Genomic DNA, 14,669 nt, shown 5'->3' with positions numbered 1-14,669 from the left:
TTTTTTTGAACGAAGCTGCCTTCAGTTGGTTCAACGACACACCAATGCCGACACGGCAGCCTCAATCATCAAGCGGTACAAAGATTCCCGGAATGTCGGGATCCGTTGAGAAGATGAAGCGACTCTCATTGAGATCGCCGATCTTCTCCACCGCGGCCAAGTGTCCGAAAACGCGGGTCGAAGGTGCATCGAGAAACCGCTGCGCCCATTGATCGTTATCAACACCCAGTCGCGTGTGCACCGATCCCATGCACATACTCAGGCCGCAGGAGAGGCTCGCAACTGCGCCATCAGTGCCGACTGCCTGCGTCAAAGCACTGCGATAGTGATCTGCAAGATCCTGGGCCTCCATGATCTTGGCCGCCTCGGAGCTCATCTCATCCAACGCACGTGAAAATCCGGCGCTTGACCCGAGAACCTCTTCGGCGTGGGCGCGTGATAGTCCGCTGTACTCGATGAACTTGGATTCTGCAACAAGGTGGATTGAAGGGGCTGATTCCCTGGTTCGAAGGCTGTTAGCCTCTGTCGCCGGTGTGATGTCGAACCTTTCAGTGCCTTCGTTCTGTGAGGTCTGTTGAGCGACTCCAGTAATCAACTCTTTGGGCGGCGCGGTGTGGTCGGCTGCGTCGCTTGAGATGGCCGTATTCTCGCGCGTGCAGCCAATGTTCTGTGTCAGAAGGACAAGGAGCGCGACGGGAATGGCGCGTGGGACCATCCTGCGGCTGCCGACGGCGATAGATCTCGATCTGTTGCCCACATCAGTTCCCCAGGCAGCCGTGGTCTTCACAGTAGCCAGGAGGGTACGTCGGCGTGGGCGGTCTGGTTGCTGGTCCCTTGACCCAACCGCCGAATCCATCAACCACCCACGACCGACCACCTGACACGGCAACCTGGCAGAGGGTCTGGCAAAAGTATCGGTCCCCTTTGTACACGATCGTTGAAGATGCTGCCGCCTCCCCAGAGCCAAGTGCCAACCCGGTTCCAACCAGTAGCCTGCTGACGACGCGTGACTTCATCCCCTTCTCCAGCTTCGTGGACAGAGCGCCACAGGAGGAGTATTGACGCGACGCAGGGCGGCCAGTCCAGCCGACATCCAGTCCTACCGCCGCCGACAAGTCGGTTGCCGCTGGTGGAAGGAGCAACCTCTCACAGAACCGGAAGGAGTTTTGCCGAATTGGGAGGGAAGAAGAGCGAGATCAACGTTCAAGACCACTTTGATCGCGGTGTCGTAAAACATGAAATGCTTCATCTCGCTGGCGTAGACGATCTGTATGACAAAGTACGGGTCTGCCAGATCCATCTCGCGGTGATGGCATCATGAACAAGGTCCCCGGGCGCGTGGACGATGATGTTATCAACGGCATGATTGATTCCAGATCCAACGTCCAACGCCAGGAGAAGTGAAATGATGCGTCTCGTCCGGAAGTCGGCTTGGCTGCTGTTCTTGCTTCCCATCAGCGCATCGGCTCAGGACCAGGGCTTGTGGGGGTATGGCTGTGATCACTTCCTCTACGGCGCTTGCTTTCGAATTCCAAACGACATATCGGTGATACATACGGTTCCGGCAGATTTTAGTCTGCACACGTTCATGCGCGAAGAGCAGAGCGTATTGACGGTGTATGAGGGCGACGCACCTCAGCGCGTCACATCCGCCCCCGCAAAATCGCTGGAATTGTCGGCTAATGGCTATCGACTTCGTGGATTCATCGAACATCTGGGCGCGCGCTCTCGATATGTCGTGTTCGTGGATTCTCCGCGAGCGGGCGACATGTCTCTCCATCTCATCGGCGAGACGAATAGTCCAATGGACAAGAAGACGCTGGCTGCGGTTCTGGGGGGATTCCGCGTCTGTCGTTTCAAGCAAACGCGAAGCGATCAGATATTGGCGTGTCCCCGCCGCTCGGATTGGGGTCAACAGCTTGCAGCGTGGGTCGTCGGGTCGGCGGAAGATGACAGTGCGGCTGGGATGCGGAAGATTCCAAGGTGAGGTAGGTCTTGCCAACCGCGTACAGGTGTGGGGTGCGGGCTCAAGATGGACGCAGCCGCGAGGCTGCGTCTTTTCCAGTGCGTGGTGGAATTCCGACCGGCGGGTGGAGCCGCCGCTCCGTCCCAATACCGCCGCGTATGGACCGGCTTTGCTCCCCGGGTCTGAAACCGCGACAATGCGGGGGTTACCCGGCATCGCCATCGGCGATCACTCCGATCCGCAAGAGAGCCTCAGTCCCCCATGTCGAACACGCCCAAGATTCTTTACACGCTTACCGATGAAGCTCCGTTCCTGGCCACCCAGTCGCTGCTGCCGATCGTCGAGGCCTACACCGCCACCGCCGGCATCTCCGTCGAAACCCGTGACATCTCGCTGTCCGGCCGCATCCTGGCGCTGTTCCCGGATTTCCTGAAGGACGAGCAGAAGGAAGCCGACCACCTGGCCGAACTGGGCCAGCTGGCGACCACCCCGGATGCCAACATCATCAAGCTGCCCAACATCAGCGCTTCGGTGCCGCAGCTCAAGGCTGCCATCAAGGAACTGCAGGACCAGGGCTACGCCCTGCCGAACTACCCGGACGTGCCCACCGACGACGTCTCGCGCGACATCAAGGCGCGCTATGACAAGGTCAAGGGCAGCGCGGTGAACCCGGTGTTGCGCGAAGGCAATTCCGACCGCCGTGCCCCGCTGTCGGTCAAGAACTACGCCCGCAAGCACCCACACCGCATGGGCAAGTGGTCGAACGAATCCAAGTCGCACGTTTCGCACATGGATGGCGGCGATTTCTACGGCAGCGAAAAGTCGACCACCCTGGCCGCCGCCGGCAACCTGAAGATCGAACTGCAGCAGGCCGACGGCAAGACCGTGGTGCTGAAGGAAAAGACCGCCGTCAAGGCCGGTGAGATCGTCGATGCCGCCGTGATGAGCCGCAGCGCGCTGGCCGCCTTCGTGCAGGCGCAGATCGCCGATGCCAAGGCCAGGGGCGTGCTGTTCTCGCTGCACCTGAAGGCCACCATGATGAAGGTCTCCGACCCCATCATGTTCGGCGTGGCTGTCGAAGCGTTCTACAAGGATGTGCTGGCCAAGCACGCTGATGTGCTCAAGCAGGCCGGCTTCGATCCCAACAACGGCATCGGTGACCTGTATGCGCGCCTGCCGCAGCTGCCTGAAGCCACCCAGGAAGCCATCAAGGCCGACCTGGCTGCCGAGTACGGCAAGCGTCCGGGCCTGGCCATGGTCAATTCCGACAAGGGCATCACCAACCTGCACGTGCCCAGCGACGTCATTGTCGACGCCTCGATGCCGGCGATGATCCGCGACTCCGGCGGCATGTGGAATGCCGACGGCAAGCTGCAGGACACCAAGGCCGTCATCCCCGACCGCTGCTACGCCGGGGTGTACCAGGCCGTGATCGACGACTGCATCGCCCACGGCGCGTTCGACCCGGCCACCATGGGTTCGGTGCCGAACGTCGGCCTGATGGCACAGAAGGCGGAAGAATACGGCTCGCACGACAAGACCTTCCAGATTCCGGCTGATGGCACCGTGCGCGTCACCGACGATGCCGGCACCGTGGTGTTCGAACACGCCGTGCAGACCGGCGACATCTGGCGTATGTGCCAGACCAAGGACGCCCCGATCCAGGACTGGGTCAAGCTGGCCGTCAACCGCGCCCGCCTGAGCGGCACCCCGGCGGTGTTCTGGCTGGACGCTGCGCGCGCACACGATGCGCAGGTCATCGCCAAGGTTGAAACCTACCTCAAGGACCACGACACCAACGGCCTGGACATCCGCATCCTGGCCCCGGTGGACGCCACCGCGTTCTCGCTGGACCGCATCCGCAAGGGCGAGGACACCATCTCGGTCACCGGCAACGTGCTGCGCGATTACCTCACCGACCTGTTCCCGATCATGGAACTGGGCACCAGCGCCAAGATGCTCTCCGTCGTGCCGTTGATGGCCGGCGGTGGCCTGTTCGAAACCGGCGCCGGTGGTTCGGCGCCCAAGCACGTGCAGCAGTTCGTGGAAGAGGATTACCTGCGCTGGGATTCGCTGGGTGAATTCCTGGCCCTGGCCGCCTCGCTGGAGCACCTTGGCAACCGTTACAACAACGCCGGTGCCAGCGTGCTGGCCAAGACCTTGGACCAGGCCAACGGCCAGTTCCTGGACAACGACAAGTCGCCCTCGCGCAAGCTCGGTGGCATCGACAACCGTGGCAGCCACTTCTACATCGCGCTGTACTGGGCCCAGGCCCTGGCCGCGCAGGACGACGATGCCGCACTGAAGGCACGCTTCGCCCCGCTGGCCAAGGCGCTGGCGGACAATGAGCAGGCCATTGTCGCTGAGCTCGCTGCCGTGCAGGGCAAGCCGGTGGACATCGGCGGCTACTACCGCCCGGACGTGGCCAAGGCCAGCAAGGCGATGCGCCCGAGCAGCACCTTCAACACGGCATTGGCTGCGTTGTAAGCGTTCGATTCCACCCCTGCGGTGATCGACGAGAAACCCGCGCTTCGGCGCGGGTTTTTTGTTCTGTACCGAAAGTACGTGGTGTCCGTCAGGTGCAGTGGTTGACAGTATTCTTGTCAGCAAGTGATCGCGGGCAGCGCCGTCATGCTGTATCGATCTTCAGGCGATTCAGCGGATCAGCTCAATTGACCACATGGCGTCGTTGCTGTCGTCATGCAAGATCAACGCGAACTCCGAATCTCTGTATACCTCAATGGGTACCGAGGTTGGGTGCGGGAGCTGTGGCCAAGCGGGCAATGAGATCCTGGCACCAGACTCTCCAGCGGGGAGTGACCAGAACGCGTCGCCTGCCTTGGCAACGATCAGATGCAGGCGACCAGCCATGTCATTGACCTGGTAGTACGAGATTCCGTCGCGCTCGAACTCGTACAGGTGCCAAACCGGATGGAGGCTCTGGTTATGTACGTCAGGGAACGCTTGTCCCAGGCCACGCTTGGCTTGTTCCTTACCATGATCATCCCATTGGGCGAAGGTGACAGCGGGAAGCATGGAAAGCGCAGCGGCGATGATGGCTGGCCAAACAGAAGACGAACGCACGAAAGCCTCATTGCGAAGGAGGGGGCTATCTATGCTATTTGCTGCCACGGCTCCAATCATTGAACAATCTCTGAGACTGCGGTGACGAGAAGTCGCGCCGGAATCGATAAGGTGAGTAGTTTGCGCCGAACCGCGGTTTTAGGACTTTGACGAAAGTGGAGTGCCAGTTTGAGCATGGTTTGACGCTGATGATTCAGGAAAACTGAGACGTCCGCCCCCACTCAGTAGGCTAACCGAGGCCTCCATCAGCATCCTGATGTGACGGCAATCAACATCGATCCGAGATCGCTCATCTGCTGCGAGGGGAAAAGTCCATCGAGGTGATTGCAGGAGGTTGAATCCATCGCTAACGTTCCGTCGCCAAGTGCCCGCATCAATACGAAGTGGGCTTGGAAGGAGGAGTAGCGCGTGCAACGGGAATGGTGGAAGGAGGGTGTCAGGGTTGATTTTCGCATTCGTCCCGAGGGGCTTGCACTTGCGGTTGTGTATGCCCTGGCCTGCTGGGGGGCTCGCAAGTTGTCGCTGGACCAGTTTTATCTTCCAGCAGGCGTGCGTATAGCTGCGTTGCTTGTCTGCCCGCCAAGACTATGGGCCTATCTGATTCTCGGGGAGTACGCGTACTTTTCGCAAATGCGCTACCCTTTGGTCGAGAAGTACGGGCTCGCGTGGGTGGTCGCTGCATCGGCCTTCTTGATGCCCGCTACGGCGATGGTTATGCATCTTCATCGGCGACGCCTTGCAGAGAGAATCGATGTATGGATTCTGTCGGTCGCTGCAGTATCCGCCATCGTAGTTACGGTGCTGAATGTTGCCATGTCGCACGCACTATGGCCGATGCCACATCCAGTGCCATTTCTCACTCGCGCCGTGCGCTACGCGTTGGGTGATTTTCTTGGAATACTGACAGTCGCGCCTTTGGCGATGCTATGGTTGCGTCGCGGCGCTAGAGTGGTATGGAGCCTTGTCCACCTGTGGCCATCGGTAGTGGCGATAATGGTTATGCTCGCGCTGGGTCTGGCGGCGGCTCTGCTCAATTTGGATTGGTCTGGTGCCAGGACAAGTTTGCAGCTCTCCATGGCCATACCTGTAATCGCCATGACGTGCATGCACGGATGGAGGGGTGCGGCAGTTGGATTGCCCATCCTCAACTTGATGATAGGCCTCACGACGCCTGCGCCGACGCGCCTCTCCTTCGATCACGATACCTTTGTCACCCAGCAGATCATGGCGGTCGCCGGGATAGCGCTGCTTGCGCTCGGCTCGCGTATCACACATCACTACCACCAGCATCGTAAAGGCGATATCGCCAAAGACATGGCGATAAAGCACGTCCGATCGTCGCACATGGCAAGCGAAATGGACCTCCGCGAACGAGCCCTGAGCATGCGCACGCTGGGAGACGGTCTGGACCAGACACTCAGCCAGATTGCGCAGGTTCTGGAAGAGAGTGGCAATCCCGGCCTCGCCAAGAGTCTGTTGCGCATCTCGGTGTCGAACTCAAGGCAGTTTCGAGGTGAGACAAGCATGGTGTATCCGACTTCGCTGGAACACGTCGGTCTCTATCTCGCCCTGCAGATTGGAGGAATCAACGAAGCGTGGAACCAGACAAATCGCGTTGCGGATCCCCGCCTGGTGGGGGATCCCTGCACGTTCAGCATGGGGCTGCAGCTGGCCGCGTACCGCACGCTGGTGGAGGCTACCTCCCTGCTGCTCAAGCATGAGGCGGGGCAGATCAAGATCCGGGCGCGCTGCGGCCGCATGGGTGGGTATCGAGGCATGGTGGCCAGTGTTGCGCTCCTCGATTCCGGTGCGCACCTGTCTGAGTCAACCATGAGACTGGCGGTCGAGCGGCTGACCGGGCGTACCTTGGCCTACGGGGGTACCGTGCAGTGCCGTCGTAACCGCGTGCGGATCCTGCTCATCGAGGCCTCCGCTGGATCAACGGGCGATATGGGCGTGCAATCCGCTGCGTGATGAAGGCTTGGGCGGTCGCCATGGTGTGGCGGGCTTGCCGGCCATGGGCCGGCACCACTATGGTGAGGGTCGGTCCTTCCGGTCGCGCTGCATGGCTGTTGCCGAATCCCCCGATGACGATGCGCTGGCCGCGCGCCTTGCCGCGCTGATCCGTGATGGCTTCGAGGACTACCACGCGCGTTTTGCCGGGGTGACCCGCCGCGCGCGGGTGCGCTTCGAGACCCGCGACTGGACCGGTGCGCGCCAGGACGCGGTGGAACGCATCGGGCTGTATGACCGCTGCATTGCTGAAACCGTGGATGTGTTGCGGCGTGCCGCAGGCGAAGCCGTTGGTGAGCGCAGCCTGTGGCTGCAGATCCGGACGGCCTACGCGGGGCTCGTTGCCGGGCTGATCGACGCCGAGCTGTACAAGACCTTCTACAACACCCTGGCCCGGCGCCTGTTCGCCACCGAAGGCGTGGACGCGGAGGTGGAGTTCATGGCGCTGGACGCGGAGCCGTCCGACGCCATCACCCATCCGGTGGCGCGGCATACCTACGCGTTGTCGGCCACGCGGCCGGCCGAGGCGTTCATGCGGGTGCTGGGTGATTACCGCTTCGGCGTGCCCTACGCCCACCAGCTGCGCTGTGCGGCAGCCATTGCCGTGCGCCTGCAGGACGACCTGCAGCACTGGGGTGCCCAGCCGGTGCGCAGCATCGAGCTGCTCGACACCGTGTTCTACCGTGAGCGCCGCGCGTATCTGGTGGGCCGGGTGTTTGGCGAACACCGCTTCTCGCCCTGCGTGATCGCGCTGGTCAACGACGATAACGGCCTGCGTGCCGAGGCCGTACTGACCCGGCGTCGCGACGTGGCGCACCTGTTCGGCGTATCACGCAGCTACTTCCAGGCCGACCTGGCCACGGTGGGCGATGCGGTGGTGTTCCTGCGCAGCCTGCTGCCGGCCAAGCCCATCGATGAGATCTACACCGTGCTGGGCCGTGCCAAACAGGGCAAGACCGAGCGCTACCGCACCTTCTTCCGGCATTTCCAGGACCATTCCGATGAGCAGCTGGTGCACGCCGATGGCACTCCCGGCATGGTCATGGCGGTGTTCACCCTGCCCAGCTACCCGCTGGTGTTCAAGCTGATCCGCGACCGCTTCGCCTGGCCCAAGACCATGACCCGGCACCAGGTGGAAGAGAAGTACGCGCTGGTGTTCAACCTGGACCGCGTCGGCCGCCTGCTCGACGCGCAGCCGTACCGCCATCTGCGCTTTCCGAAGACGCGTTTCTCACCGGCGCTGCGCGAGGAGCTGCTGACCCAGTGCGCAGCCAGCGTGCGTGAAGAGGGCGACAGCCTGGTGATCGCGCTGTGTTACGTGCAACGTCGCTTCCGCCCGCTCAACCTGTACCTGCGCGAGCAGACCGCCGACGCGCGGCGCGCAGCGGCGCTGGACTACGCGCAGGCGATCACCGACATGGCGCGCAACAACATTTTCCCGGGCGACATGCTGCCCAAGAACTTCGGCGTCTCGCGGCATGGGCGCGTGGTGTTCTATGACTATGACGAGCTGTGCCTGGTGAGCGATTGCGTGTTCAGGGCCTGGCCGCAACCACGCAACGCTGACGAAGCCATGGCAGACGAGCCGTGGTTCCATGTGGGCCCGCGTGACGTGTTCCCTGAGCGCTTCGCCCCGTTCATGGGGTTGCCGGCCGACGAGCTTGCCGGCGTGCGCGAGCACCATGGGCACCTGTTCGATCCGCAGTGGTGGCAAAAGCTGCAGGCGCGTTTCGCCGCGGGCGACTATCCCGATACGCCGCCTTACGCAGCCAGCCACCGGCTGGCTTGATTCCCTTCCGCCTGCCGACCTCCGGGTAACGCCAGACTCAGCGGTCCAGCCGCTTGCGCAGCACGCTGCGGATAGTGGCGGCGGTGGCCGCATCGAGCTGACCCAGTACCCCGCGTGCCAGCTCGGGGATATGCGCGGTGGTATCGCCACCGGCAGTAAACACGTAATGATCGAACAGTGCGCGCCAGTGGGCCCGTTGCGCCGGTGGCAACCCACGCAGCGCCAGCAGCGAGAGCATCAACGCGTTCATCGGCGCGTCCATCCAGGCCGGCACCGGCCGCCACCAGTAGTTCACCAGCACGTTGAAATCGTCCAGCCCCTCCATGTGGTGCCACCACAGCGAAGGAATGAACACCGCATCGCCCGGGCCCAGTTCGGCCACCTGCGCGCTGGCCATGGCGCGGGCAAAGCGTGGAAAGCGGTCCAGGTCCGGCGCGGCGAAGTCCACCAGGCTCACCGCCTGGCCGGCCGGGGTGAAGTCCAGCGGCCCCACATACAGGTTGCCGATCTGATCGGGCGGAAACAGGGTGACCCGGCGGCGGCCGGCCGCCACGCAGGCCAGGTTGTCCGGTACGTCGTGGTGGGCGGCAATACGCGATCTGTTGCCGATCCAGATGCTGGCCAGCGGCTCGTCCACCCCCAGTGCCAGCGGGTTGTCCTGGCCGAAGCCGGGCAGGAAGCTGTCCAGGGTGGTGGAGGCAACATAGATGGTGGGCGGGGCAGGGGTGCTGCGGTACTTGAGCAGCGTGTCCAGCACCACCTTCAACGCAATCTGCTCGCGGCGGAAATTGAAGCCGCTCATGTCCGCGTTGTAGAAGATCCGGCCTTGCGCTTCGGGGGGCGCGGTGGTGGCCGTCACCGGCATCGTGCCGTGGTCGTACCGCTTGAGATGGGCGACTGCGGCGTCGGCCGAGTCGCGCGCGGCGCTGACCATTGGCCAGTCCGCCACCAGCCCGCGGATCACCTTGGGCGTGGTCCAGGTGGGCAGGACCTGCGCCAGCCGGTGGCGGTCGAGGTCGCGCACTTCGTCGATCGGGCCGGGCGTTGCAGGCATGGCAGGGTCGCTTGCGGGCGGTGGCGGTGTGGCGAGTGTAGACCCGCCACACCGCTGCTGCTCAGAACTTGTAGCGAACGCCAAACATGTAGCGCGGGCCGGTCTGGGTGGCGTAGCGCAGCATGTTGGTATGGCGCGAGTACGTGCGCATGGTCTCGTCGGTGAGGTTGATCGCCTCCAGGCTCAGCGACAGCTGGTCGCTGACCGCGTAGCTGATGTTGAGGTCGAGCTGGCCGTAATCATCGGTGTAGTTCGGGTTGGGCCCCTGGCCGCCGATGCCGTTGAGGAACTTCTCGCGCCAGTTGTAGGCCGCACGGATCTGCCAGCTGTTCTTGTCGTAGAACAGCACCAGGTTGGCCGAATCGCTCAGGCCCACCATCGGGTACTGGTCGCCCAGGCTCAGGTCATCGAAGGTCAGCCCCGACTTGACCTTGGTGTAGTTGGCCGCCACGCCGAAGCCGGATTGCCCGAACAGGTGCTGCACCGCGATTTCCCAGCCATCGAGATGGTCCGAACGCTGGTTGGCCGGCAGGGTGATGTCGAACCCGGCCACCGGGTCGCCGGGCTGGCCGACGATGGTGCCGGTGAGCTGCCCGGCCGAGTTGGTGCCGGTGGCGGTCACGCCGGGCTGGCCGTTGAAGTTGGTGAAGATGTAATCGCGGATGCAGGGCATGTCGCTCACCCCGCAGCCGTCCGCCAGCGCCGCGTTCCAGTAGGCGCCGCCCACCGGGGTATGCAGGTTGCCGGTGTTCTCGCGCACGATGGTGTCGCTGATGAAGTTCTTGATGTTCTTGCGGAAGAAGCCGACCGAGGCGTAGCTGGATTCGCCGTAGTACCACTCCAGCGACAGGTCGAAGTTGTCCGACAGCAGCGGTTCCAGCGCCGGGTTGCCGCGCGAGCCGGTGCCGCCCTGCGTGCGCACGATGCCCGCCAGGGTCTGCCCGCTCTGGATCTGGGTCCAGCCCGGGCGGCCCAGGCTGCGGCTGTAGCTGCCGCGCAGTGCCAGCGTATCGCTGAGGTCCAGTTTCAGGTCCAGGTTGGGCAGCACGTAATCGTACTTGCCGCTATCGCTGATGAAGCCGCTCTCGCTGGCGTAATCGATGTTGAGTTCGTTGGCCGAGCTCCAGCTGATGCCGTTGGGCACCCGCACCATCGCCGTGGAATCCACGTCGGTCTGTTCATAGCGCACGCCTACCGCCACGTTCAGCGGCATCGACCAGTCGAACGTGGTGCGGTACTGCAGGAAGGCGCTCTTGGACTTTTCGTTGGTGCGGATGTCTTCGGAGTATTCGGTGGGCGCGAAGTAGCAGGTCGGGCAGGCCGGGCTGCCGGCACTGCCGACCTGGGCCGCGCGCGCGATCAGGCGGTCGTAGTCGAACACCAGGAACTGGCCGGTCATGCGCGGATCGTTGTGCCCGGAGAAGGCATCGAAGTACTTGGCCATGTCGTCGGCGTACCAGATGCTGTCATCGTAATCGGCGGGCGTGCCCACGCCGCCCCAGCTGTCGCGCTGCATGATCGCCGAGGCCGAACGGTTCTTCACGTCGGTATAGCCCACGCCGAAGTCCAGCGCGGAATAGTCGGCGAACTTGAATGTGCCGCGGCCCTGGTACTGGTCCACCTCGGACTTGTTGTAGCTGTTCTGGAACACCGAGCCGGTAACCAGGGCATCGGCGGCCTGCACGCCACCCGGCGGCAGGGCGATGTTGATGATCGGCAGGTCGCCGCTGTAGTCCACGGTGGTCTTGCCACGCACGAAGGCGGCCACGCCAAGCACGCCGGCCGAACCGTACTTGCTGTCCGGCTGGGATTCGGCGCTGGAATTATGCGCGTCGAAGGACAGGGTCAATGCATCGTTGACTTCCCATTCCACGTTGAAGCCCAGCGAGTCCATCTCGTTCTTGGTGGCCAGCCGTGCGCCGCCCATCGACACGTCCGAGTTGGTCATGTCCTCGCTGTAGATGATCGGCGCAGCGACCGGGCCGTTGGTCCAGATGCTGTCGCCGGGGCCGTAGTTGAACCATACCGAAAGCTCGCTGCGCTGCTGCTGCACCTTGTTCTCGACATAGGTGTAGTCCAGCGTGGTGGTCACGTTGTCGACCGGCTTCCACTGCAGGGTGGCCTGGGCGTTGGTGCGCTGGCGCTGCACGCCGTTGACGTTGTAGGCGGTGTTCTGCGGGCGCCCGTACACATCGTTGGCCCCCGGACGATTCTGGATGCGGTCGGCATAGCCCTGGCCTGGCTGCGGCAGCGCGCGCCAGTCGGTGGTGTCGTCGCCCTCGAGCGTGGCCCAGCCCTCGGCAACCGTGGCCTGGTTGAAGCCGGAATCACGCTCCTGGTAGCTGCCGCTGAGCATGTAACCGAAGCGCCCATCGTCGGTCTTGTCGCTGAAGATGCCCGAGATTTCACCGGTGTACTTCGAGCCCTGGAGGGTGCGCGGCAGGTTGTCGTTGGAGGTGTCGCTGACCGCCTTCAGGCCGACGCTGACCACGGGCTCCGATTCCAGCGGGCGCAGGGTCTTGACGTTGATCGTGGCACCGATGCCACCGGTCGGGTTGTCGGCGCGGGTGGTCTTGAACACTTCGACAGCCGAGATCGATTCCGATGCGATGTTGGCGAAATCGAACGAGCGTGAGCTGGACAGACCGGCGCCGCCGTTGCCCAGGTTGGACGCGGGCATCTGGCGGCCGTTGAGCAGCACCAGGTTGAAGTCCGGGCCGATGCCGCGCACGGTCACCTTGGAGCCTTCACCGCTGGCGGTGCGGTCGATCGACACGCCGCTGATGCGCTGCAGCGATTCGGCAAGGTTGGTATCGGGGAACTTGCCGATGTCCTCGGCCACGATGCCATCGACCACGCCCTGACTGTCGCGCTTGAGGTTCATCGACGAGGTGAGGCTGCCACGGATACCGGTGACCTGCACCGTATCGAGCGTAGTCGGGTCGAGACCTTCGGACGACGACGCAGCGCCATCGCGGGTGGTGTCCTGCGCCCATGCCGGCCCGGCCAACACGGCGAGCAGGGCGGAAGTGAGCATTGCCTTGCGGGGTACGGCCTTGTACGTCTTCATGGAAGCTCCCTCCCCAGGGAAATCGGTAATGGCAGTTCTACGGTGTCTGGCGCGATTCAACAACGATGTGGCCGGATTGGGCCCACGCCTGACAGCGTTGTCAACAAACTGCCATGTGGCGCCTGTTTCGTTGTGTACCCACAGGTGTCTCTTCATGTCCTGAAGCAGGGTGCTGTACAGCCGCTAAACGCTGCAACGCAGGCCTTTTCACCCGGTTTTACCGTGACGTGGCGCGCCCGATTCAGTCAGGGCGCGCCGTTGTGCAGTGCAGAACGAAACTGCGCAGGATGGGATTTCGGGTCGCCGTTGGCTGATGTCGCGCCGGCTGACCAGTTGTCTGACAGCGCTGGACAACGGCACGCCGAGCGGGTTCCATGTCTGGCCGCCGCATGGCTGGCAATTCCCATCAGAAGGACAGGCAATGGACACATCCACCGTGGTTCGCGGGCAACACGTACAGAGCACTCGCACGGCGCTGGCCGTGATGACGGCCATCTTCTTCATGTGGGGCTTCATCACCTGCCTCAACGACATCCTGATTCCGCACCTCAAGGCGGCGTTCTCGTTGACCTGGGTGCAGGCCATGCTCATCCAGTTCACCTTCTTCGGCGCGTATTTCCTGATGTCGCTGCCGGCGGGGCGGCTGGTCGCAGCGGTGGGTTACAAGCGCGGGATCGTGGCCGGGTTGGCCATTGCCGGGGTCGGCGCATTGCTGTTCTGGCCAGCGGCGGGGCTGCACGTGTACGGGCTGTTCCTGGGCGCGCTGTTCGTGCTCGCCACCGGCATCACCGTGCTGCAGGTGGCGGCCAATCCGTATGTCGCCTTGCTGGGTCCGGAGCAGACCAGCTCCAGCCGGCTCACCCTGGCCCAGTCGATGAATGCGCTGGGCACCACCATCGCGCCGCTGTTTGGTGGTCTGTTGATCCTGGCCGCCGAACCGCGCAGCGCCGAGCAGCTGGCGCTGCTGCCGCAGGCCGAGGCACTTGCCTACCGTGCGGCCGAGGCACAGTCGGTACAGGTTCCGTATTTCGGCCTGGCCATTGTGTTGTTTCTGCTGGCCGCCGCCATCTGGACCTTCCGCCTGCCCAGCATCGTCGGCGTGGAAGACAGCAGCGAACGCGGAACTCTGGGGGCGGCATTGCGCCACAAGCACCTGGCCTTCGGCGTGCTGGCAATCTTCTTCTATGTGGGCGCTGAAGTATCGATCGGCAGCGTGCTGGTCAACTTCCTGTCCATGCCGGGTATCGGCGAAGGGCTTACCGAGCAGGAAGCCACCCGCTATGTATCGCTGTACTGGGGCGGTGCGCTGGTGGGCCGCCTGGCCGGTACGTTCCTGCTGGCGCGCTTCGATCCGCGTCGCCTGCTGGGCCTGTTCGCGCTGGTGGTGATGGGCCTGCTGGCGGCGACCATGCTGGGCACCGGCGAGATCGCCAAGTGGAGCGTGGTCAGCGTGGGCCTGTTCAACTCGATCATGTTCCCGACCATCTTCGCGCTGGCCATCGGCGGCCTGGGGCCGCTCACCGGGCAGGGCTCAAGCCTGCTGGTGATGGCGATCGTGGGCGGTGCGGTGATTCCGCTGGCGGTGGGTTGGCTGGCCGACCATTACGGGCTGCAGGCGTCCTTCCTGCTGCCGATGCTGTGCTACCTGTTCATTGTGTTCTACGCGTGGCGCGGTTCGCGCCGTTACGCCTGA

At 63.3% G+C, this 14,669-nt stretch carries 9 protein-coding genes; 5 read left to right on the top strand and 4 right to left on the bottom strand.

What is annotated here, in order from left to right; genetic code table 11:
* Positions 1 to 61: 61 nt before the first annotated feature.
* Entirely contained in the window at positions 62 to 715 is a 654-nt protein-coding gene (locus tag WIX41_RS07410; RefSeq protein ID WP_339446456.1) for a hypothetical protein, read from the bottom strand.
* A 690-nt stretch (positions 716 to 1,405) separates the two neighbouring features.
* Between WIX41_RS07410 and WIX41_RS07405 the strand changes: the two genes are divergently transcribed.
* Both WIX41_RS07405 and WIX41_RS07400 read left to right on the top strand, forming a co-directional pair.
* Positions 1,406 to 1,987 carry a hypothetical protein gene (locus tag WIX41_RS07405; RefSeq protein ID WP_339446455.1) on the top strand — a complete coding sequence of 194 codons (582 nt, stop codon included), beginning with the start codon at positions 1,406 to 1,408 and terminating at the stop codon, positions 1,985 to 1,987.
* 240 nt (positions 1,988 to 2,227) lie between these two features.
* A complete protein-coding gene (locus tag WIX41_RS07400) occupies positions 2,228 to 4,453 on the top strand; it encodes an NADP-dependent isocitrate dehydrogenase (protein ID WP_339446454.1) in 2,226 nt (741 codons plus the stop codon).
* 168 nt (positions 4,454 to 4,621) lie between these two features.
* On the opposite strand, the gene WIX41_RS07395 is transcribed toward WIX41_RS07400, so the two are convergent.
* Complete coding sequence (locus WIX41_RS07395) at positions 4,622 to 5,050, bottom strand: hypothetical protein (RefSeq protein ID WP_339446453.1); 429 nt, start codon at positions 5,048 to 5,050, stop codon at positions 4,622 to 4,624.
* 408 nt (positions 5,051 to 5,458) lie between these two features.
* On the opposite strand from WIX41_RS07395, the gene WIX41_RS07390 reads away from it, so the two are divergent.
* Entirely contained in the window at positions 5,459 to 7,024 is a 1,566-nt protein-coding gene (locus WIX41_RS07390) for an MASE1 domain-containing protein (protein ID WP_339446452.1), read from the top strand.
* Positions 7,025 to 7,115: 91 nt separating this feature from the next.
* Complete coding sequence (gene aceK / locus WIX41_RS07385; protein WP_339446451.1) at positions 7,116 to 8,852, top strand: bifunctional isocitrate dehydrogenase kinase/phosphatase; 1,737 nt, start codon at positions 7,116 to 7,118, stop codon at positions 8,850 to 8,852.
* Between the two features lie 37 nt (positions 8,853 to 8,889).
* On the opposite strand, the gene WIX41_RS07380 is transcribed toward aceK, so the two are convergent.
* Together WIX41_RS07380 and WIX41_RS07375 are read right to left on the bottom strand one after the other, a co-directional pair.
* Entirely contained in the window at positions 8,890 to 9,906 is a 1,017-nt protein-coding gene (locus tag WIX41_RS07380; RefSeq protein ID WP_339446450.1) for a cupin-like domain-containing protein, read from the bottom strand.
* Positions 9,907 to 9,967: 61 nt separating this feature from the next.
* Complete coding sequence (locus WIX41_RS07375; RefSeq protein ID WP_339446449.1) at positions 9,968 to 12,976, bottom strand: TonB-dependent receptor; 3,009 nt, start codon at positions 12,974 to 12,976, stop codon at positions 9,968 to 9,970.
* Between the two features lie 421 nt (positions 12,977 to 13,397).
* Here WIX41_RS07375 and WIX41_RS07370 point away from each other — a divergent pair, with 421 nt between their 5' ends.
* Complete coding sequence (locus WIX41_RS07370) at positions 13,398 to 14,669, top strand: sugar MFS transporter (protein WP_339446448.1); 1,272 nt, start codon at positions 13,398 to 13,400, stop codon at positions 14,667 to 14,669.

The sequence above is a fragment of the Stenotrophomonas sp. AB1(2024) genome, assembly GCF_037482345.1.
Taxonomy (GTDB): Bacteria; Pseudomonadota; Gammaproteobacteria; order Xanthomonadales; family Xanthomonadaceae; genus Stenotrophomonas.
Note: the sequence above shows the minus strand (reverse complement) of the source record. Positions and strands in the feature narration are given on the sequence as shown.